Genomic DNA, 20,278 nt, shown 5'->3' with positions numbered 1-20,278 from the left:
ATGGGCCGCGTTGTGATTCTAGGCGTCTTCGTCGCCGACACTGCCTATCGCGCGGCGCGTGCGCCGAAGATGGGCGAGACGATCATGGGCGAAAGCTTCGCGCTCGGCCCCGGTGGCAAGGGTTCCAATCAGGCGGTGGCGGCGGCAATGGCGGGGGCGGAGACGCATTTCATCTCGCGCCTTGGCCGGGACCCGTTCGCCGACATGGCGCTGGCGACCTGGAAGAAGGCGGGCGTCAAGCCCGCGGTCAGCCAGCATGAGGAAAGCTATACCGGGGCGGCCTATATCTTCGTCGAGGCCGCGACCGGCAATAATGCGATCATTGTCTGCCCGGGCATCGCGGGGACCATCGGGCCGGGAGACATCGCGGCGCGGCGGGCGCTGATCGAGGGCGCGGCGGTCTTCGTCACACAACTGGAACAGCCGATGGCGGCGGCGATGGCGGCGCTGACGCTGGCGCGGGCGGCGGGCGTGGTGACCATCCTAAATCCCGCCCCGGCGGCGGCGCTGCCCGAGGGGATGCTCGCACTGTGCGATTATGTGACGCCGAACGAATCGGAAGCCGAGGCGCTGACCGGCCTGCCGGTGCGCACCGTAGACGAGGCCGCGCGCGCGGCCGGGGCGCTGAGGGCGGCGGGAGCGGGGGCGGCGATCATCACGCTGGGCGAGAAGGGCGCGCTTTATCACGACGCCCGCGAGACCGTGCATGTGCCGCCGGTGCAGGCCGGTCCGGTGGTCGAGACGACGGGGGCGGGCGACGCATTCAACGGCGCCTTCGCCGCCGCACTTGCGGGCGGCATGGCGCCGGTCGCGGCAGTGCGCTTCGCCTGCGCAGGCGCGGGAATTTCCGTGACGCGGCCGGGCACGGCGCCCTCCATGCCTGCGCGGTCCGAGATCGAGGCGCTACTCGCCCGCGGGTGACCCGAGATATTTGAAAGAGTTCGGGCCGGATTTCGCCTGCCCGTGCCTGCATCTTGCGGCCATTGGTCCGCGCGGGATGATCAGCGCTGGCGCGGGCGGCTGTCGTGCTGGCCGGTGAAGCGTTGGCCTGCGCCGGTCGAGGCGGCGAATCCGCGCAGGATTTCGGCCTGTAGATCGAAATCGGCGAGGAATATGTATTTCTGCTGGTCTGCGTCGCAGCCGGGCGCCACGGTCCGTTCGAGGGCTAGAACATAGTCGCGGGGTGCGAAACGGCGCGTGAGCATCTCGGTCGGGTCGTCGTTACCGGCCATGGGCGTAAATCCACCTGTCAAATTGCGAACGCGCGATTGACGTCGCGGAAGACTCAAGAATTGGTAGGTGTATAGCGCAGTCTTAACAAAATGTAAGAGTATCTGATCAACAATATAAGTACAAAATACATATTGTTGCGATTCTATTGCTAACCTGATGGATGTCCCCGACCGTCGGGGCGGCGCGGGGCGCAGCGAGGCTCGCCCGGGCCACTCCCCGATCCCCTTGTCATCGGCGACCCTTTGCCGATCGGTACGCGCCGGTGCCCAAAAATACGCCGTTCCCGCGCCGTCACGTCACGAAGGGCGCGCTCTAACTGACCGGCATCTTTACAAAAATATTGGAATAGCGGATATGCGCCGCCGGCATGGCCCGCGTCTGGATATCGCCCGGACGTTGTGAGATTGACCTGCCGACTGGATTCCACTGCGACATGACCGACAGAACCGACAAGACCCTTCCCGACCCGGCGCGGCGGACCTTCCTGGCGCGGGGCGGCAGCCTCGGGCTGCTTCTCGCCACGACCGGCCTGCCGACCTGCCTTGCGGCGCAGGAAACGCCGGTCCCGGCGGTTGATCCTGCCGCCGCGCCGCCCGCAGCCATGGCCTTCAGCTTTGACAGCCTGACCGAGGCGGCGCGGGCGCGCGCCGCCGGAGAAGACCCGGTGCCCGCGCCCCTGTCGGACTTCCTCGCCGGGCTCGACTACGACAAGTACCAGATGATCCAGTTCTGGCCGAAGCGCGCGCGCTGGGCCGAGAAAGACAGCCTCTGGCGGGTTCTGCCGTTCCATGTCGGCTGGCTTTTCAAGGAGCCGGTGAAAATCTACGAAGTCACGGACGGTCAGGCGGCCGAGATGGGCTTCACCACCGCCGATTTCGAATATCGCGCGCCCCTGAAGGCCGAGGTGCCAGAGAATTTCACCCTGCCGGGGGTCGCGGGCTTCAAGCTCAATCATCCGATCAACCGGGGCGATCTGTTTGACGAGGTGATCTCTTTCGTCGGCGCCAGCTATTTCCGCGTGCTGGGGCAGGGCAATGCCTATGGCCTGTCGTCGCGCGGACTGGCGATCGACACCGGCCTGTCGAAGGCAGAGGAGTTTCCGCGCTTCACCGGCTTTTGGCTGGAAAAGCCCGCGCCCGGGGCGCAGGTGGTGACGGTCTATGCAGCCCTTGACAGCGCGAGCGTGACAGGGGCCTACCGGTTCACCATCACGCCCGGCGTCGAGACAACGGTCGATGTGACGGCGCGGCTCTTCTTCCGCAATGAGGTCGAGGAGCTGGGCATCGCGCCGTTGACCTCAATGTTCCTCTATGGCGAGGTCAACCGCGCGCGGTTCGACGATTACCGCCCGCAGGTGCATGACAGCAATGGGCTCAGGATCGAGCGGGCCGATGGCGACGTGATCTGGCGGGCCCTTAACAACCCGCTGGCGCTCGCCTCGTCCTACTTCGCCGAAACGCGGCCGCGCCGCTTTGGACTGCATCAGCGCGGGCGCGATTTCGACGATTATCAGGATGCCGAGGCCCATTACGAGCGCCGCCCCTCGGTCGATATCGAACCTTTGGGCGACTGGGGCGCAGGCCGGGTGCGGCTGGTCGAGATCCCATCGGCCCTTGAGGTGCATGACAATATCGTTGCCTATTGGGTGCCCGATCAGAAGCCCGCGGCAGGATCGTCGCTGGAGATTTCCTACCGGATGCATTGGGGGCGGCTCGACGCGCCTGCGATGGACGACCGGGCGCGGGTCCTGGAGACGCGCGGCGGCGTCGGCGGCGCGGCGGGTAACGATAACCCGCCCGATACGCGCAAGTTCGTAGTGGATTTCCAGGGCGGCATGCTGAGCAGGCTCGCGCCCGAGGACGCGGGGATCAAGCCGGTGGTGACGGTGACGAACGGCAAGGCCGAGAATGTCACGCTGCACCGGATCGACGGCACCGACATCTGGCGGCTGGTGTTCGATGTCGCCTCCGACACCGGCGCTGTCGCGGAATTGTCAGCCCATGTCGCGGGTTACGGTAGGAAGCTGACAGAAATCTGGATGTTCCAGTGGGTGAAATCATGATGCGCCAGAGCATGTTCGACGATCAGGCCACGGCGGCTGAAAGGGTCACGCAGGCGCTTGCGCTCGGGCGGCTCCCTGAGGCGCCGCGGATGATGCCGACGCAGCTGCTGGAGCGGCCGCAGGGGCGGCTCGCGGCCTGGATCGCCATGTTGACGGCCGGGTTCGGGGTCGCGCGGACCTGATCCATGGCCCGGCCCCGCCAGACTCAGAACAGCGTTGAACGGCGCGTACTTCTGGTACGCGCCGTCGCCGTTTTGCTGGCGCTTGCAACCGGGGCGGGGGCGGCGGCGATCTTCATCCAATATGCGGCGGCCGACGGGCTGACGCCGATGGCGGTCTTCAGCGCGCTGCTTTTGTGCTTTTCGACCAGCTGGCTGGCCTGGGGCGCCTGTCTGGGGCTGATCGGGCTGAAACCCTCGCGCTTCCGCGCGCCCCGCAATGAGGGACCGATTTCATCGCGGACCGTCGTGATCGTTCCGGTCTGCAACGAAGACCCGGTGGTGACCTTTGCGCGCGTCGCCGCCATGTACCGATCGGTCAGTGCGGCCACCGCAGTGCCGGTGCATTTCGCCATCCTGTCCGACAGCCGCGATCCGGGCATTGCGGCGGCAGAGGAGCGCTGGTTTGCACGTCTGATGGAGGAGACCGGCGGCGCCGGGCGGCTCTTCTACCGCCGCCGCAGCCAGAATACCGGGCGCAAGGCCGGCAATATCGAGGATTTCTTCGCCCGGTCGGGCGGGGCCTATGATCTGGCGCTGATCCTCGATGCCGACAGTCTGATGGAGGGCGAAACCATCGTCGAGATGATCCGGCGGATGGAGGCGGACCCGTCCTTGGGCCTGTTGCAGACCTTGCCGGTGGTCGTGCGCGCGCAGTCGATCTTCGGCCGGGTGATGCAATTCGCCGCCGCCTTCTTCTCGCCGGTCTTCTCGCGCGGGCTCGCGCGGTTGCAAGGACGGACGGGCCCGTTCTGGGGGCACAATGCGATGGTGCGGGTCGAGGCCTTTGCCGCCGCCTGCGGTCTGCCGGTCCTCTCCGGCCCGCCGCCCTTCGGCGGCCATATCCTCAGCCACGATTATGTAGAGGCCGCACTTCTGGCGCGGGCGGGCTGGAAGGTGCGGCTCGATATCGACATCAGGGGATCGTACGAGGAGGCGCCTGAAAGTGTCGTCGAACATGCCAAGCGCGACCGGCGCTGGTGTCAGGGCAACCTGCAGCACCTGAGGATCATCGGCGCGCCGGGGCTGAAGGCCTGGAGCCGGTTTGTCTTTCTGCAGGGCGTTTTCGCCTATATCGCGCCGGTCCTCTGGGCCGGGTTCCTGATTTCGGTCGTGGTCGACCATGTGACGCAGCCGCCGCCCAACTACTTCCCCGATCCGCACCAGTTTTTCCCGGTCTTCCCGAGCGACGAGACGGCGAAGGCAATTGGCCTTGCCATCGGCATCTTCGGCCTTCTGATGATGCCGAAGCTTCTGACAACGCTTGAGGCGATGATCGCCGGGCGGACGAAAGGGTTCGGCGGCACCTGGACTGCGCTGAAATCGGTTCTGGCGGATTTCCTCCTCCTCAGTTTCCTCGCGCCGATTCTTATGGCCTATCAGACCCGCTCGGTCTGGCAGGTCTTGATGGGGCGTGACGGTGGCTGGCCCGCGAACCTGCGCGGCGATGCGCGGCTGAGCCTTGGCGAGGCCTGGGCGGCGAGCCGGTTCATCGTTCTGGCGGGGGCGGCGTGCCTGACGGTTGGTTATTTCCTGACAACGCAGATCCTCGTCTGGCTTCTGCCGGTCGCGGTGCCGATGCTTCTGGCGCCGGTCGCGATTTCCCTGACCTCGCGCGCGGCGCGGCCTGCGGACGGGCGCGCACGGCTTTTCACCACGCCCGAAGAGCTGGTGATGCCCGCGATCCTGACGCTGCATGACCGGGTGCTGGCGGGCTGGCAGCCGGTGGCCGCCCCGCCGGCCGAGGTCAAATCCTTTCCCGAACCGGAGCTTGCCCGTGGTTGAAGCCCTTGCCCGTATCGAGCGGGGCGATGCTGCCCCGGCCGAGGACCGTATCGTCCGCCTAGCGCCCAAGCCGCAGGCGAAAAAGCCGCGCGACCGCAGGCTGGATGTCTTTCGCGGCCTCTGTCTGATCATGATCTTCATCAACCATGTGCCGGGCACGATCTTCGAAGGGGTGACCAGCCGCAATTTCGGCTTTTCCGACGCGGCGGAGGCGTTTGTCTTCATCTCCGGCTGTTCGGCCGCCTTGGCCTATGCAAGCGGGTTCGAGGGCGCGGCGCGGCTCTGGCCCGGCATCTCGCGGATGTGGGGGCGGGCCTGGACGCTCTATCTCGTCCATCTGCTGGTGACCTTCTGGGCCATCGCCATCGCCGCCGCCGCCTGGCGGTTCGGCGGCGACAGCACTTTGTTCTTCAAGGATAATATCCAGGCGCTGATGCGCGACCCTCTGGGCACGCTGATGGGCCTGCCCCTGATGACCCACCAACTGGGCTATGTGAACATCCTGCCGATGTATGCGGTGTTGCTGCTTGCCGGCCCGGCGCTGATCTGGGCTGGGCTCAGGGCGCCCAAGGCCACCTTCGCGGCGTCGCTGGCGCTTTGGGGGCTGAGCGCTTTCTTCTATCTCGACCTGCCGAATTTTCCCAATCCGGGCGGCTGGTTCCTGAACCCTTTGTCCTGGCAGCTTCTTTTCGTGGCGGGGCTGATGACCGGGCTGGCGTTGCGCCGGGGTGAGCGGTTCGTGCCGCGCCATCCGGCGCTGATCGGTCTTGCCGGGGCCGTGCTTCTGGGGGCGATCCTGTGGATGAAGCTGCCGGGTGGCGGCGCGGTCGGCAGCAAGATCGTGCGCTTCCTGCTCGACCTCGGGCTGCCGCGGTCGCTGGCGGATTTCGACAAGACCTATCTGTCCTTGCCGCGCCTGCTGCATGCCTTCGCGCTGGTCTATCTTCTCGGCGCGCTCGCCTCGGTGCGCTGGCTCTGCAACAGCCGCTGGCTGGAACCTCTGGCCCTGATGGGCCGGATCGCGCTGCCGGTCTTTGCCTTCGGTACGATCCTGTCCTTCGCGGCGCGGGCGGTGAAAGAAGTTTCGCCGGAAAGCCTCTGGCTCGACGCCGCGCTGATCGCGGGCGGGGTGCTGGCGATGTGGGCCCTGGCTTTCACCTTGCAGACGGCGCGGGCGGCGGCGAAGGCCGGGCAGGTCAAACCGGCATGACTTAGGAATTATCTAAGCGTTGGTCTTTCAGAGTTTACTTTTCTCTGATCCAACTCTGCGTCATCACGGGGCAAAGGCCCGACGGTCGGCGCAGAAGACGCCGCCCCGGGCGGGGTGCCTCTGGCACCGGCAAGGGAGAAGGCGATGACCCGTCATGAGACGCTGAGCCCGGCGGCGGAACTGCACGCCAATGTCTCGGTCCCGTTCGAACAGGCGCGGGCGATGCCCAAGTCGGTCTATACATCGCCTGCCTTCCTCGCACTGGAGCAGAAACACATCTTCGGCCGCGAGTGGCTGTGCGCGGGCCGGGCCGAGACTTTGCCCAACGCCGGCGACTATCTGACGATGGAGATCGCCGGCGAGCCGATCATCGTGCTGCGCGACCGGGCGGGGGAAATCCGCGCCATGTCGAACGTCTGCCGCCACCGGATGTCGACGCTTCTGGAAGGGCGGGGCAATGTGCGCTCGATCGTCTGCCCCTATCACGCCTGGACCTACAATCTGGACGGCAGCTTGCGCGGCGCGCCCGCGATGGGGCGGAACGAGGCTTTCTGCAAGGACCAGATCGGCCTGCCGACGGTGCGCTGCGAGGTCTGGCTCGGCTGGATCATGGTGACGCTGAACCCCGACCTGCCAAGCCCGCAGGAGACCTTGAAGGATGTCGAAAGCCTTGTCGGCTATCTCGACATGTCCACTTACGTCGAGACCTTTCAGGAACAGTTCCGCTGGGCCACCAACTGGAAGGTGCTGGCCGAGAATTTCATGGAAAGCTACCACCTGCCGGTCTGCCACGAAGGCACGATCGGCGGATCGGTCGATCTGAACCAGATGACCTGTCCGGAAGGGTTTTCAAGCTTCAACTATCACTGGATCATGAAGAACGACACGATCCCCCTGTCGCTGGCGCACCCGTCGAACAAGACCCTCACGGGCGATCAGCGGCGGATCACCTGGCTTCTGTCGATCTATCCTTCGCTGCTGATCACGCTGACGCCGGGCTATTTCTGGTATCTGTCACTGACACCGGACGGGCCGGGGCATGTGAATGTGCTTTATGGCGGCGGCATGTCGGCCGACTGGATCGCCGATCCGTCCTCGGGCGAGCATATCGCTGCGCTCAGGGCGCTGCTCGCCGATGTGAATGACGAAGACAAGGGCTGCACCGAGAAGGTCTATCGCGGGCTTTGTTCCGATCTCGGCACGCCCGGGCCGCTCAGCCATCTGGAACGGCCGAATTTCGAATTTGCCCAATATATCGCCAGCCGGGTTCCGGCGCAGGCGACCTGAAATCCACGCGGAAAGGATCTGCCATGACGGTGGAGAAGACCGAAGTGCTCGTCGTCGGCGGCGGGCAGGCAGGCATCGCGGCCAGTGAACATCTGACCCGCGCCGGTGTGTCGCATCTGGTTGTGGAGCGGCACCGGATCGCAGAACGCTGGCGGTCGGAGCGTTGGGATTCGCTCGTGGCCAACGGCCCGGCCTGGCACGACCGCTTCCCGGGGCTAGAGTTCGACGGGCTGCACCCGGACGCTTTCCCGGGAAAGGAACGGGTGGCAGATTATTTCGTGGCCTATGCGCAAAAGTTCAACGCGCCGGTCAGGACCGGGGTCGAGGTCACCTCGGTCCGGCGGAACGAGGGGCGGCCGGGTTTCATGGTCGAGACGTCAGCGGGGAGGATCGAGGCCCTGAACGTGATCGCTGCGACCGGCCCGTTCCAGCGCCCGGTCATGCCCGCGATCCTACCGGCCCTGCCGGGCCTCACGCAGATCCATTCGACCGCCTACCGCAATCCCGGCGCGCTGCCCGAGGGCGCGGTTCTGGTGGTGGGGGCGGGATCGTCGGGCGCGCAGATCGCCGACGAGTTGCTGGCGTCGGGTCGGCGCACCTACCTGTCGGTCGGACCGCACGGCCGCCCGCCGCGCCGCTACCGGGGCCGCGATTTCGTCTGGTGGCTGGGCGTTCTGGGCAAATGGGACATTCCTGCACCCTTGCCCGGGACCGAGCATGTGACGATTGCGGTGAGCGGGGCGGGCGGCGGCGAGACGGTCGATTTCCGCCGCTTCGCCGCGCGCGGCATGGTTCTTCTGGGCCGGACCGACGGTTGGCGGGACGGCAGGCTGACCTTTGCGGGCGATCTGGCGGCCAATATCGCCGGGGGCGACGCCGATTACCTTTCGGTCCTTGACGAGGCGGACGCCTATATCGCGCGCAATGGCCTTGATTTCCCAAAGGAGCCGGAGGCGCGGCTCATCGGCCCCGATCCCGAATGCGTCACAAATCCGATCCGCGGGCTGAATCTTGCAGCCGAAGGGATCACGACCGTGATCTGGGCCACGGGCTTCGCGCTCGATTACGGCTGGCTGCAGGTGGATGCCTTCGACCCGGGCGGCAAGCCCCGCCATCAGCGCGGCGTTTCGAGCGAGGCAGGGGTCTACTTCCTCGGCCTGCCCTGGCAGTCGCGGCGGGGATCGAGCTTCATCTGGGGTGTCTGGCACGATGCGCGCCATGTGGCCGAACATATCGTCACGCGGCGCGGATACGGCGCCTATCAGGGCCATGCCGAAAAACGCCCGGGCGAAAGTTGACCCCCGCTTTCCCGAAGCCCGATCCCATGCCATCCTCACCCGATCCTGACCCGGAGGCCCGAAGTGGCGCATTACAGACATCGCAAGTTCAATACCCGCGACACCTATCCCGAACAGAAGCTCGACAATGACCTCGCGCAGGCTGTTGTCACGCAGGGCGGGCGCACCGTCTGGCTGCGCGGCCAGTGCCCGCAGGAGCTGGATACGGCGAAGAATATCGGCAGCCACGATCCGGTCGAACAGACCCACAAGGTCATGCAGAACATCCGCCAGCTTCTGGAAGAGTGCGGCGGCGGGATGGAGCATCTGGTGAAGGTCGTGGTCTATATCACCGACGTCCGCCACCGCGAGGCGGTCTACCGGACGATGGGCGAGTATATAAAGGGCGTGCATCCGGTCTCGACCGGGCTCGTCGTCTCCGCGCTCGCCCGGCCCGACTGGCTGGTCGAGATCGACGGCACCGCCGTGATCCCGGATTGAGGCGATGACCTTCTCGCTCATCGCCCGCGATCCGGGGACCGGCCAGTTCGGCATGGTGATTTCCTCCTCCTCCCCGGCCGTTGCCGCCCGCTGCGTGCATCTGCGCGCGCGGGTTGGCGCGGTCGCGTCGCAGAATGTCACAGACCCGGGGCTCGGGCCCCTGGTTCTTGACCGACTGGCGGCGGGTGTCGGCGCGGCGCAGGCGGTTACCGACGTGGTGACCGGGCGCGCCCATATCAGCTATCGTCAGCTGATGGCCATCGGGCGGACAGGTGGCCCGGCGATCTGGTCCGGCGATCAGGTGCTGGGGCTTTGGGGCGAGGCCGTGGGGGAAGATTGCGCGGCGGCGGGCAACCTCTTGGCGCGCGCGGACATTCCCGACCAGATGGTTGCAGCCTTCGTGGCGGCGCGGGGAAGTTTTGGCGACCGGCTGATGGCCGCGCTGAAGGCGGGTCTTGCCGCCGGGGGCGAGGCGGGGCCGGTGCGGTCGGCGGGCTTGAAGATCGTGGGCGCGCCGGACTGGGCGATCGCCGATCTCAGGATCGACTGGCATGACGATCCGATCGCGGCGCTTGATCTGGCGTGGGAGGTGTACCAGCCGCAGATGGAGGCATACATCCAGCGCGCGCTTGATCCGACCGTGGCGCCGTCTTACGGCGTTCCGGGCGACGAATAGCGGCGCTGGCGCGATGGGGCATTGCTTGTTAGCTTTGGCCTAAGCCAAATGGGAGGCGACATCGCTTCGGTTCACCCTGCGCCAGCTTGAATATCTCGTGACCGTGGGGGAAACCGGCTCGATCGCCGCCGCCGCCGAGCGGCTCCATGTCTCCTCGCCCTCGATCTCGGTCGCGATCTCACAGATCGAGGCGGAGTTTGGGCTGGCACTTTTTACCCGCCGCCATGCTCAGGGCCTGTCGCTGACCCCGGGCGGGCGGCAGCTTGTCGATCAGGCGCGGAAGGTTCTGGCCGAGGCGGGCGGGCTGGTGACGCTTGCGGGCGACATCGCGCAAAGGGTGGGCGGGCCCCTGTCGGTCGGTTGCCTCCTGACATTCGCGCAGGTGGTGCTGCCGCAGATCCGTCGCAGCTTCTCTGATGCCCACCGGGCGGTCGAGTTCCGCCAATATGAACGCAATCAGGCCGAAATTTTCGATGGCCTGCGCAGTGCGGAACTGGATGTGGCACTGACCTATGACCTTGATATTCCAGGTGATATCCGCTTCCTGCGGCTTGCGAGCCTTGAACCTTATGCGCTTCTGTCAGCGAATCATCCGCTTGCGATGCGTACCGAGGTTTCACTCACCGAACTCGCGCCGCACCCGATGGTGCTGCTCGATCTGCCCCTGTCGGGCGATTATTTCCTGTCGCTCTTCGCGGCGCAGGGGCTGAGGCCCCAGATCGCCGAGCGGACGCGCGACATGGGGGTGATGCGGTCGATGGTGGCCAATGGCTTTGGCTATTCGATCGCCAATATCCGGCCCGAAGGCGATCTTGCCCCGGACGGGCGGCGGCTTGTTCATGTGCCACTTGCCGGTCCGGTCCGGCCGCTCTGGCTCGGCCTCGCGCTGGCCGAGGGGGCGGGCCTGTCGCTGACGGTCCGGGCCTTCGTCGATCATGCCCGCGCCGCGATCACGCCGGAGACGGCGCCGGCGCTCAGACCACAGGGAGGCACCGGTGCAGACGGTTGAGATCCTCGATCGGCTGGTGGCCTTCCCGAGCGTTTCGTCACGCTCGAACCTCGATATTGCCGGTTGGATCGCGGATTATCTTGGGGCGGCGGGGTTCGAGGTTCTGAGGCTGCCGGATGCGACGGGCGAGAAATGCGGGCTTCTGGCGCGGTTGGGTCCGCGCGTGGACGGCGGGCTTCTTCTGTCGGCGCATATGGATGTGGTGCCGGTCGAGGGGCAGGACTGGACAAGCGATCCGTTCCGGCTGAGCGCGCGGGGCGGGCGCTATTACGGGCGCGGCACGGCGGACATGAAGGGCTTTCTGGCCGCAACTCTGGCCGTGGCCGCTGACGCGGCGGCCGGGCCGCTGGCGCGGCCCCTCCTCCTGTCGCTGTCCTATGACGAGGAAGTGGGTTGCCGGGGCATTCCGGCGATGATCCCGCATGTTCCGGCCTTCTGCGGGCGCCCGGCGCTGTGCCTTGTGGGAGAGCCCACGCGGCTTGACATCGCGACCGGCCACAAGGGCAAGGTGAGCGGCCTTGTCCGCTGCCACGGTACGGCGGGCCATTCGGCACTGGCGCCACTGCATGTGAATGCGCTGCATCTGGCGGCCGACATGATCGGCGCGATGCGGGCCGAGCAGGCGCGGCTGGAAGACGAAGGCGTACGGGACGCGGGCCATGATATTGCCTATTCGACCGTCCATGCGGGCCTCATGCGGGGCGGGCGGGCCTTGAACATCGTGCCCGATCTCGCGGAGATCGACTTCGAGATCCGCCATCTTGCCGCTGACGATCCTGGCGACATTCTCGCGCGGCTAAGGGCGGCGGGCGAGGCGTTGGCTACCGACACGCGAGACCCTGCCGCGCGGATCGAGGTGGAGGTAGTGAACGCCTATCCCGGCCTTGAGGCAGATCCGGGCGGCGTGGCGGTATCGGCGCTGCGGGCTCATCTGCCGGACGCTCGGCTGATGAAGGTCGCCTACGGAACGGAAGCGGGTTTCTTCGACGCGCTGGGCATCCCGACGCTCGTCTGCGGGCCGGGCGACATGGCGCAGGGCCACAGGCCGGACGAGTTCATCGAGGCCGATCAGCTTGAAGGGTGCGAGAGGCTTTTGCGGGGGCTTGCGGACGATCTGGCACACCGATGAGCGCCTGTCCGGGGCACAGCCCGATATCCTTCAAAGATATCGAGCCGGAACCTTTGAAAGGTTCCGGCCCGGATTTCGTGGCGAAATCCGGCGTCTGAGGCGTTTTCAGTGCCTAGCCTTCCTCGCCCGGCTGCGCCTCTGTGCCTTCCTCGGCCGGCTCCGCGGCGATCGCATCGTGGGAATCCATGCACAATTTGCGCAGCGCCTTGTCGATCGCTGCTTCGGGTGAGAGCGGCTCTGGCGCGGCGGCGATCTGGCGCAGACGACGGCGGCGCCCGTTGACAATGGCGTCGGCAATTGCCGGGGGCAGCAACTCCGACGAAGCAAGCGCTTTGGCCCAGGCGAGCGGCAGCGAGGGTTTGCGCAGCGTTCCTTCCTCGCACCAGGTATGTTCGAAGAGCGTCATGATATAGTCGAGCACCTCACCCTGCGGATGGCGGCGATCGGGCTTGAAGGGGCTGGCGAAGACATCCGTCACCAGCTCGAACGACGGCCAGTAGTGCAGGACGCCTTCCTCGCGGAACTCTCGCACAACCTCGTCGATGGCAACGCGCAGGACCGATTTCGACACCGAATTCGCGGTCAGGCAGGATACGTCGCGGAAGGTGGCGATCAAGGGGATCGGCGAGAGGGTGAAGAGGATTTTCGCATCCGGCCGGTGTTTGCGGATCAGATGGTAGATGGCGCGCAGGTTGTCTCGGTTTTCCTCGACCGTCGAGACGCGGAACTTGTGGCGCGTGGGATCGTAGGCTTCCTTGGGGATCGTCCGCCAGAAGACATTGCCTGTCGGCTCGTCATACCAGACCTCGGAAAGGCCGAAGGTCAGGATGAAGAAATCCGTCTCGTCGAAGATGCGCTTCGTCTCGGCCTGGACCTCGGGGTCGTAGCCATATTCCTCGGCCTTGTAGCCGTGCCAGAGCGCGCCATCGAAGGTCTTGCCTTCCCAGGCCCATTCGAACTGCTGGCGGATGACGAAGCTGTTCACCATCCCCTCGCCGCAGGCCACGACATAGGCTTTCTTCGCCTCCTCGTCGCGGGTCAGGACGCGGAAGCGGCGCTTGGACAGCCAGTTGGAGATATTGGCGGCAAAGCAGCTGCCAAAGGCGGTGATCTGGGTTTCGGGCCGGATCATCGGTTCCTTGGGCGCCCAGCCGTGCAGCACGTATTTCGCGGCGGCACCGATGTCGAACATGCGCGCCACATCGGGATTGTAATTGGTATGCTCGCCCCGGAACCAGGTGCGGAACTCCGCGCCATGGCGCGACGTCGTCTGAAAGTTCAAGACACCGGTGCCCGCACGGCTGCGGTTTACGATCTTCGGCTCCGGGGCGGGGGTCTTGGACAGATCGGACAAAAATCACTCCTTACGATGGCGGTCACGATCAGCCTAGCGGCCAATCATGTCGCATTTTAGGACAGTTTGTGGTCTGCGGGGCAGATTTGGCGGCGGTTCATGCACCGCTGCAAAACATCTCGTGAACGAGCGTGACGAGACGGGCCGAGCGCGGGTCGGCGAGCGAATAGAAGATCGCCTTGCCCTCGCGGCGGGTATGGACCAGCCCTTCCAGGCGAAGCCGCGCAAGCTGCTGGCTGACGGCAGCCTGACGGCTGCCGAGCAGTGTTTCCAACTCGGTCACCGACTTTTCGCCGCCGACAAGGTGGCAGAGGATCATCAGGCGCCCGCCATGCGACAGCGCCTTAAGGAAAGCCGCGGCCTCGTCAGCCCGTGCCGCCATTTCTTCGCTCATGTCGCCCGCGCCGGGTTGGCAGCCTGCGGTTGCCTCAGCGGTCATCGTCATCTGGTCCATCTGCGCACCTGATCTAACGCCGCCTACATAGTCTTAATTCCACAAGAATTCCAGTGCGGCGATTGCGCCGCCAGGTCGCCCGCCGCCGGCTTGGCCTCAATCATGCTTGAGGAAATCGCCGTAAAGCCCGCCCCAGAAGAGCAGCGGCGCCCCGTCGCGGAAGCGCGCGCGCAGGACGCGGCCCACGAGGATCGCGTGGTCGCCGCCGTCATGCAGCGCGTGCGCGGCGCAGTCGAACCGCGCCAGAACGCCGGCGAGCGCCGGGGCGCCTTCGGGGGTCGTGCCGTCCTGCGGGCCGACGAATGCATCGCCTGCGCGGGCGAAGGCGAGGCCGAGATCGAGCTGGTCATGGGCGAGCACATGGATGGCGAAATGCGGTGCAGCCGTGAGTGCCGCGAAGCGTGCCGAGCGGCGGGCGGGGCACCAGAGCACGAGCGGCGGATCGAGCGAGAGCGCTGTGAAGCTGTTCGCCGTCATGCCGACCGGGCCGTCGGCGCCCATGGCCGTCACCACCGTGACCCCGGTCGCATAGCGGCCGAGCGCCGTCCGGAAGGCGCGTGCCTCCTCGGGGCCGGGGGTCAGTTCGTTCATTCGGGTTTCGTACATACGTACAATATATCCGCTTCCAATATCCGGTCAAGCCGCGCCTCGGCACTCGCAACTTGGTTATCATGGTCCCCATAGGCTAGAGAAGTCGAGAACAGATCGGACCTGCACCATGATCCAGCTTTTCACCGCTTCCGGCACCGGCCTGATACCGATGACCGGGGACGAGCCGTCCGGGCAGGCGCTGTGGATCGACCTTCTTCGGCCGAGCGCTGAAGAGGTGGCTCTGGTCGAGCGCCTGGGCATTTCCGTGCCTTCGCTGCAGGATATGGAAGAGATCGAGATATCGAACCGCCTTTACCGCGATCAGGGTTATGAATTCATGACGGCGCTCCTGCCCGGCCAGACCGAGGCGATGGGGCAGGCGAGCATGCCGGTTACCTTCATCTCTGGCCATGGGCGGCTGATTACCGTGCGCCATCACGCGCCGCGCCCGTTCGAGACCTTCCCCAGCCGCGCCGGGCGCAGTTCGGCCGGTTGCGCGAGTGGCGAACATCTCTTCCTTGGCCTTATCGAGGAGATTCTCGGGCGCCAGGCTGACCATCTGGAAGGGGTAAGCCGGACACTTGACGAGACCTCGCGCGCGGTCTTCAGCGGCGATGCGACCCAGAAGCCCGCGGTGCTGCAATCGGCGCTTCTGACCATCGCCGCGCAGGGCGAGATCCTCAGCCGCGTGACGCTTGGCCTGATGACGCTGGAACGCGCGGTGGCCTATTTCGGCCAGGCGCTGGAGGAGCGGCCCGAAGCGAAGGCGCTGCGCGCCCATGCCAAGGCGCGGCTGCGCGACCTGCAGGCGCTGCAGGTCCATGCAGATTTCCTGTCGGGGCGGCTGTCGCAGGCGATGGATGCGACGCTCGGCATGGTCAACCTCGCCCAGAACATGACGGTGCGGATCCTGTCGGTCGTGGCGGCTCTGTTCCTGCCGCCGACGCTGATTGCCTCGGCCTATGGCATGAATTTCGCGACACTGCCCGGGATTGCCGCCGCGCCCTGGTCCTTTGCGCTTTCGCTGATCCTGATGGCTTTGTCGGCGCTTGCGACCTATCTCTTCTTCCGGTGGAAGAACTGGCTTTGAGCGCAAGATCCTTGGCGCGCGGGTGCCGAAATCTTACAAAGATTTCGGGCCGGATTTCGGGGCGAAATCCGGCGGGTCAGCCCGCGAGAAGGCGCGCCGCGCGCGCGACCGCGAATTCATAGCCCTGGATGCCCGCCCCGGCGATCACCGCCTCGGCGCGGGCCGAGACATAGGAATGATGGCGGAAGCTTTCGCGGCGGTGGATGTTGGAAATATGCACCTCGATCACCGGGCCGTCGAAGGCATTGAGCGCATCGAGGATGGCGATCGACGTATGGCTGAAGGCGCCGGGGTTGATGACGATGGCGGCCGCCGTCTGGCGTGCGTCCTGGATCCAGTCGATGAGTTCATATTCGCGGTTTGACTGGCGGCAGGTGACCTTGCGGCCGAGTGCCTCGGCGGTGCGGGCGCAAAGCGCCTCGACATCGGCGAGCGTGTCGGATCCGTAGACCTCGGGCTGGCGCTGGCCGAGGAGATTGAGGTTCGGGCCGTTCAGGACCAGGATCGGTTTCATCGACGTCTCCGACAAGTATGGACGCGATCATCGGCAAAGCGGCCTCTGCCCGCAAGCTCTCTATCCGCATGAGCTTGGGCCTGTTGCCCGGCTGCAAGGAGCGGTTTCGCCGCGCCCTTGGCGCGTCGACCCGCCCGGGGGGCGCTGCCCCCCGGAACCCCCCGGAGTATTTCGGGACAGAACGTATGGGTTTGGTGGTCTTAGCTTCCTGGCTTTGCAAAGCTGCGGATGGTGGCGAGCGCGCCGTCAAGCGCCTTGCCCGTCTCGTCCTGCAGTGCGGCCTCGCGCAGGCGGCGGACCCAGTCGGCGGCATCCGGGCGGCCCGAAACGAGGCGAGCACCGTCCCGCACCCTGTCGAACTTTGAAAGGCCGCGCGCGTGTGTGTCTGAGTAGCCCTTGATCAGGCGGCGGTTCTTCACAAGTTCGACGGCGAGAAGATAATCGCGGTCGATCTCGGCGAGCGCCTCGCCCAGCCAGTCTTCGAGATGGGCCATTTCGCGGCGGTGGCGCAGCATGCCGCGTCGCCAAGGGCGCAGGCCCGCGAGCAGGTAGAGTTGCAGGAAGGGCCAGAGCCGGTCGGTGCGGAGCCTGCGGCCACGGTTGAAGAGCCGGTCGACTAGACGCATCGCCCGGGGCGACCCTTCGAGACGGGCGCCAAGGCGGGCGGGCAGGAGGCTCACGAGTTCCTCGGCGCGCGGGTGGAGGAAGTCGGTCAGGTGCAGCGCGGCGCCTTCGGGCGGTGCCATTTCCGCCCGGATGCGGGTGAAGCGGGCGGCGCGGGTCTTGAGATCGGCCACGCGGATCACATCGTCGTAGGCCATTGCTTTGGCGAGATATTTTGCGGCCTCTCGCGTGAAGGCGAAGCCGTTCTCGGCGCTGTCACGGGCGGCGATGGACGCGAGCCGGTCGAGATAGTCGCGGCCATAGGCGAGGTCTTGAAAATCCACGACCGCGCCAAGGCCCGCTGTGGCGATATCGCGTGCGGGTTCCGGGAGGCTTGCGAGACGGTCGGCGAGTGCAGGCGGTGTGTGTGGTGCGGCAGACGGGTGCTGCACCGTGGGCTCGGAGGTGGGGGCAGGTGTGGCGGTCGCGGCCTCGTATGCCCGGGCGAAGGCCTTGAGGCTTGCCTCGGCGCCGCGACCTGCAGCGCCGATCGCCGTCTCGAAGGCTGCGCGCGAGAAGGGGAGCGTTCCGGAAGCGGCGAGGGCGCCGAGGAGGCTGGCCGAGATCACCGTGCCCTCCTCGACCGCGATCCGATCCATGTCGAAGGCGATGAAGCGGCGGGCGGCGATTTCGGCCGCCGCCAGCACCTCTTCGGCCTTGGCGATCCCGTCGCCGGGCACGGTCTTTTCCGAGACCGAAAGCGCGCGGTGGGTCGAGGCGATGAGCGTGGTGCGGTCAGGTGTCACGAAGCCGCGCAGGATGGCGCGGCCCGCTTCCATCAGTTCGGCGGCGATCAGGATATCCACATCGCCCGCGGCGGGCATCAGCGAGAAGACCGGCGCGCGCGCCCCTGCGGGGGCCATCTCGACATAATAGATGGTGGCGCCGGTCCTTTGGGCGACGCCCGCGACCGAGGTGGCCTGGACCGCATAGCCCGCTGTCCGCGCGCAATCCTCGATCCATCCGGTCAGGACGCCGCCGCCCTGTCCGCCGACCGCCATCACCGCGAGCTTGATGACGCTCGACAGCGCGGGATCAGGGGTGCCGTGTTGCAAGGTGACCTCGTCGCGGGCCATCAGGTGAGCCCCCCTTGCGCGGCGCGGCGCCTCTCGCGGCGGGCCTGAAGCCCTGCGATGATCGCGGCACGGACGCGCGACATGGTTCGTTCCCAGCGTCCGGGATTGTGGACCACATCGGCACGGTAGAAAGAGGGGCAAAGGATCGCGGCATCGGCGACCTCGCCACAATTGCCGCAGCCGACGCAGCTTTGGTCGATATGGGCGACGGGATCGTCGCGCAGGGGGTCATCCGTGCGCTTCAGCGAGAGCGAGGGGCAGCCAGAGAGACGGATGCAGGCGTGATCGCCGGTGCAGATGTCTTCATCTACCCCGAAGCGCGGTTTTTCCACCCGCCGCCCCTCGGCGATGGCGCGGGCAGCCAGCGGGCGTTCGCGGCGCTGGCGGTTCAGCATGCATTCCGACGAGGCGACGATGACCTTCGGGCCTTCGTGGTCTGTCGTCAAAGCTTCGTTGAGGACAGCGCGCAGTTTCGGCACATCGTAGGTGCGGTCGACCTCACGCACCCAGCTGACGCCGATGCCCTTCACCGCCTCGGCAATCGGATGGCCGGTCGACTTCGAGCGGTTCGTGGCGCGGGAGGACATCACATCCTGCCCACCGGTCGCGGCGCTGTAATGGTTATCGACGACCACGATCACCCCGTCGGACTTGTTGTAGACCGCATTGCCGAACGAAGTGGAGAGCCCGTTGTGCCAGAAGCCGCCGTCGCCGATGATGGCGATCGGGCGCCGTTCGCCGCCGCCGTCGAAGGCGCCGTTCGAGGCGGGGCCGAGGCCGTAGCCCATGGTGGCGCCCCCGATCTCGAACGGCGGCAGCGAGGCGAAGAGGTGGCAGCCGATATCGGCCGCGATCTGGTGCTTGCCGCTTTGCTGTTCGACGAGTTTCAGGGCCGCGAAGATCGGCCGTTCCGGGCAGCCGGTGCAGAAACCGGGTGGGCGGATCGGTACGGTTTTCGCAAGGTCAGGGAGCGCGGGGGCGGCGCTGTTCGGGGCGCGGACCTGGGCGGGCAGCATTTCGGGCGCGGCCTTGCGGATGAAGGCCTCGACGCCATCGAGCATCACCTGGCCGGTATATTCGCCTGCCATCGGCAGCATGTCCTTGCCGTGAAGGACCGGCCCGGCGCCTTCCTTGTAGAGGATCGCGCCGAGCGCCTGTTCGATGAAATCGGGCTGGCCCTCTTCGACCACGAGAAGCGCATCCTTGCCGCGCGCGAAGTCAAGAAATTCTGTATTCACAATCGGATAGGTGACGTTCATCACGTAAAGCGGCACCTGCGTGTCGCCGTAGATATCGGCAAGGCCAAGGCGCTGGAGCGCGCGCGTCACGCCATTGTACATGCCGCCCTGAAGGACGATGCCGATCCGGCCATAGGCTGGGCCGAACCGTTCGTTCAGCCCTTCGGCCGCGATATGGGCCTGAGCCTTCGGCCAGCGATTCCTGATCTTGTCTTGCTCCTGCACATAGGACATCGGCGGCAGGACGACCCGGGAATAATCGCTTCTGGGGTTCGAGAGCGCGTCTTTCACCGTCAAGGGCGGGGGGCGGTTGTCGGCGGCGGTGAACGTGCCGGTAACGTGGCAGGAGCGGATGCGGACCATGAGCATCACCGGCGTGTTGGTCGCTTCGGAGAGCGCGAAGCCCTGACCCACGGCCTTGACGATCGAAGGCAGGTTGGGGCGCGGGTCGAGAAGCCAGACCTGCGACTTCATCGCGAAGGCGTGGCTTCTTTCCTGCATGATCGAGGAGCCTTCGCCGTAATCCTCGCCCACGATGATCAGTGCCCCGCCGGTGACGCCCGAGGAGGCGAGGTTGGCGAGCGCGTCGGAGGCGACATTCACGCCCACCGGCCCCTTGTAGGTGACGGCGCCGCGGATCGGGTAGTGGACCGAGGCCGCCAGCATCGCCGTGGCGGCGGCCTCGGAGGCATTGGCCTCGAACCGGACGCCGAGGCCCGTAAGGATGTCCTCGGCATCGGCCAGCACATCCATCAGATGGCTGATCGGCGCGCCCTGATAGCCGCCGACATAGCCCACACCATTTTCCAGAAGCGCCTTGGTGATGGCGAGGATACCCTCGCCGGTAAAGCTTTCGCCCGCGCCGAGCTTCAGCTTCTTGACTTCCTCGGCAAAGGATCTCTCGGCCATCT

The 20,278-nt window shown here is 66.2% G+C and carries 19 protein-coding genes; 12 read left to right on the top strand and 7 right to left on the bottom strand.

The window, feature by feature from the left end; translation table 11 throughout:
* A complete protein-coding gene (locus OU426_RS05290) occupies nt 1-921 on the top strand; it encodes a ribokinase (RefSeq protein WP_267632808.1) in 921 nt (306 codons plus the stop codon).
* 80 nt (nt 922-1,001) lie between these two features.
* On the opposite strand, the gene OU426_RS05285 is transcribed toward OU426_RS05290, so the two are convergent.
* Nucleotides 1,002-1,232 carry a hypothetical protein gene (locus OU426_RS05285; protein ID WP_267632807.1) on the bottom strand — a complete coding sequence of 77 codons (231 nt, stop codon included), beginning with the start codon at nt 1,230-1,232 and terminating at the stop codon, nt 1,002-1,004.
* Nucleotides 1,233-1,666: 434 nt separating this feature from the next.
* Here OU426_RS05285 and OU426_RS05280 point away from each other — a divergent pair, with 434 nt between their 5' ends.
* The 10 genes from OU426_RS05280 to argE all read left to right on the top strand — a co-directional run bounded on the left by OU426_RS05280 (nt 1,667) and on the right by argE (nt 12,387).
* The gene (locus OU426_RS05280; RefSeq protein WP_267632806.1) at nt 1,667-3,295 is read left to right on the top strand and encodes an OpgD/OpgG family glucan biosynthesis protein; all 1,629 of its coding nucleotides are present in this window, start codon (nt 1,667-1,669) and stop codon (nt 3,293-3,295) included.
* Entirely contained in the window at nt 3,292-3,477 is a 186-nt protein-coding gene (locus OU426_RS05275) for a hypothetical protein (protein ID WP_267632805.1), read from the top strand. The genes OU426_RS05280 and OU426_RS05275 overlap by 4 nt, the downstream gene beginning before the upstream one ends.
* A 3-nt stretch (nt 3,478-3,480) precedes the next feature.
* On the top strand, nt 3,481-5,298 hold the full coding sequence (mdoH, locus tag OU426_RS05270; RefSeq protein ID WP_267632804.1) for a glucans biosynthesis glucosyltransferase MdoH: 1,818 nt from the start codon (nt 3,481-3,483) through the stop codon (nt 5,296-5,298).
* Nucleotides 5,291-6,508: an OpgC family protein gene (locus OU426_RS05265; RefSeq protein WP_267632803.1), complete on the top strand. Its 1,218-nt coding sequence runs from the start codon at nt 5,291-5,293 to the stop codon at nt 6,506-6,508. The genes mdoH and OU426_RS05265 overlap by 8 nt, the downstream gene beginning before the upstream one ends.
* Before the next feature lie 144 nt (nt 6,509-6,652).
* A complete protein-coding gene (locus OU426_RS05260; RefSeq protein WP_267632802.1) occupies nt 6,653-7,795 on the top strand; it encodes an aromatic ring-hydroxylating oxygenase subunit alpha in 1,143 nt (380 codons plus the stop codon).
* A gap of 23 nt (nt 7,796-7,818) precedes the next feature.
* Nucleotides 7,819-9,093, top strand: coding sequence for a flavin-containing monooxygenase (locus tag OU426_RS05255; protein WP_267632801.1), 1,275 nt, complete (start codon nt 7,819-7,821; stop codon nt 9,091-9,093).
* Between the two features lie 63 nt (nt 9,094-9,156).
* The gene (locus tag OU426_RS05250; protein WP_267632800.1) at nt 9,157-9,573 is read left to right on the top strand and encodes a RidA family protein; all 417 of its coding nucleotides are present in this window, start codon (nt 9,157-9,159) and stop codon (nt 9,571-9,573) included.
* A gap of 4 nt (nt 9,574-9,577) precedes the next feature.
* Nucleotides 9,578-10,249 carry a DUF1028 domain-containing protein gene (locus tag OU426_RS05245; RefSeq protein WP_267632799.1) on the top strand — a complete coding sequence of 224 codons (672 nt, stop codon included), beginning with the start codon at nt 9,578-9,580 and terminating at the stop codon, nt 10,247-10,249.
* Nucleotides 10,250-10,325: 76 nt separating this feature from the next.
* Nucleotides 10,326-11,258, top strand: a complete 933-nt coding sequence (locus tag OU426_RS05240; RefSeq protein WP_267632917.1) for a LysR family transcriptional regulator — start codon at nt 10,326-10,328, stop codon at nt 11,256-11,258.
* Nucleotides 11,245-12,387 (top strand): acetylornithine deacetylase, encoded by a 1,143-nt coding sequence (argE, locus tag OU426_RS05235; protein WP_267632798.1) that lies wholly within the window; start codon nt 11,245-11,247, stop codon nt 12,385-12,387. The genes OU426_RS05240 and argE overlap by 14 nt, the downstream gene beginning before the upstream one ends.
* A gap of 112 nt (nt 12,388-12,499) precedes the next feature.
* Here argE and OU426_RS05230 read toward each other — a convergent pair whose 3' ends face one another.
* From OU426_RS05230 to OU426_RS05220, 3 genes are all read right to left on the bottom strand, one after another.
* Nucleotides 12,500-13,741 carry a GSCFA domain-containing protein gene (locus tag OU426_RS05230; RefSeq protein WP_267632797.1) on the bottom strand — a complete coding sequence of 414 codons (1,242 nt, stop codon included), beginning with the start codon at nt 13,739-13,741 and terminating at the stop codon, nt 12,500-12,502.
* A 97-nt stretch (nt 13,742-13,838) separates the two neighbouring features.
* Complete coding sequence (locus OU426_RS05225; RefSeq protein ID WP_267632916.1) at nt 13,839-14,186, bottom strand: ArsR/SmtB family transcription factor; 348 nt, start codon at nt 14,184-14,186, stop codon at nt 13,839-13,841.
* A gap of 105 nt (nt 14,187-14,291) precedes the next feature.
* On the bottom strand, nt 14,292-14,786 hold the full coding sequence (locus tag OU426_RS05220) for a flavin reductase family protein (RefSeq protein ID WP_267632796.1): 495 nt from the start codon (nt 14,784-14,786) through the stop codon (nt 14,292-14,294).
* A gap of 127 nt (nt 14,787-14,913) precedes the next feature.
* On the opposite strand from OU426_RS05220, the gene OU426_RS05215 reads away from it, so the two are divergent.
* Nucleotides 14,914-15,876, top strand: a complete 963-nt coding sequence (locus OU426_RS05215; RefSeq protein WP_267632795.1) for a magnesium transporter CorA family protein — start codon at nt 14,914-14,916, stop codon at nt 15,874-15,876.
* Between the two features lie 76 nt (nt 15,877-15,952).
* Here OU426_RS05215 and aroQ read toward each other — a convergent pair whose 3' ends face one another.
* From aroQ to OU426_RS05200, 3 genes are all read right to left on the bottom strand, one after another.
* Nucleotides 15,953-16,390: a type II 3-dehydroquinate dehydratase gene (gene aroQ / locus OU426_RS05210; protein ID WP_267632794.1), complete on the bottom strand. Its 438-nt coding sequence runs from the start codon at nt 16,388-16,390 to the stop codon at nt 15,953-15,955.
* 200 nt (nt 16,391-16,590) lie between these two features.
* Nucleotides 16,591-18,129: an indolepyruvate oxidoreductase subunit beta family protein gene (locus tag OU426_RS05205; RefSeq protein ID WP_267632793.1), complete on the bottom strand. Its 1,539-nt coding sequence runs from the start codon at nt 18,127-18,129 to the stop codon at nt 16,591-16,593.
* Nucleotides 18,129-20,276, bottom strand: coding sequence for a thiamine pyrophosphate-dependent enzyme (locus OU426_RS05200; protein WP_267632792.1), 2,148 nt, complete (start codon nt 20,274-20,276; stop codon nt 18,129-18,131). The genes OU426_RS05205 and OU426_RS05200 overlap by 1 nt, the downstream gene beginning before the upstream one ends.
* Between the last annotated feature and the right edge of the window lie 2 nt (nt 20,277-20,278).

The organism is Frigidibacter sp. RF13 (assembly GCF_026626305.1).
Taxonomy (GTDB): Bacteria; Pseudomonadota; Alphaproteobacteria; order Rhodobacterales; family Rhodobacteraceae; genus TMP-24.
This window is presented reverse-complemented; position numbering and strand designations above follow the sequence as displayed.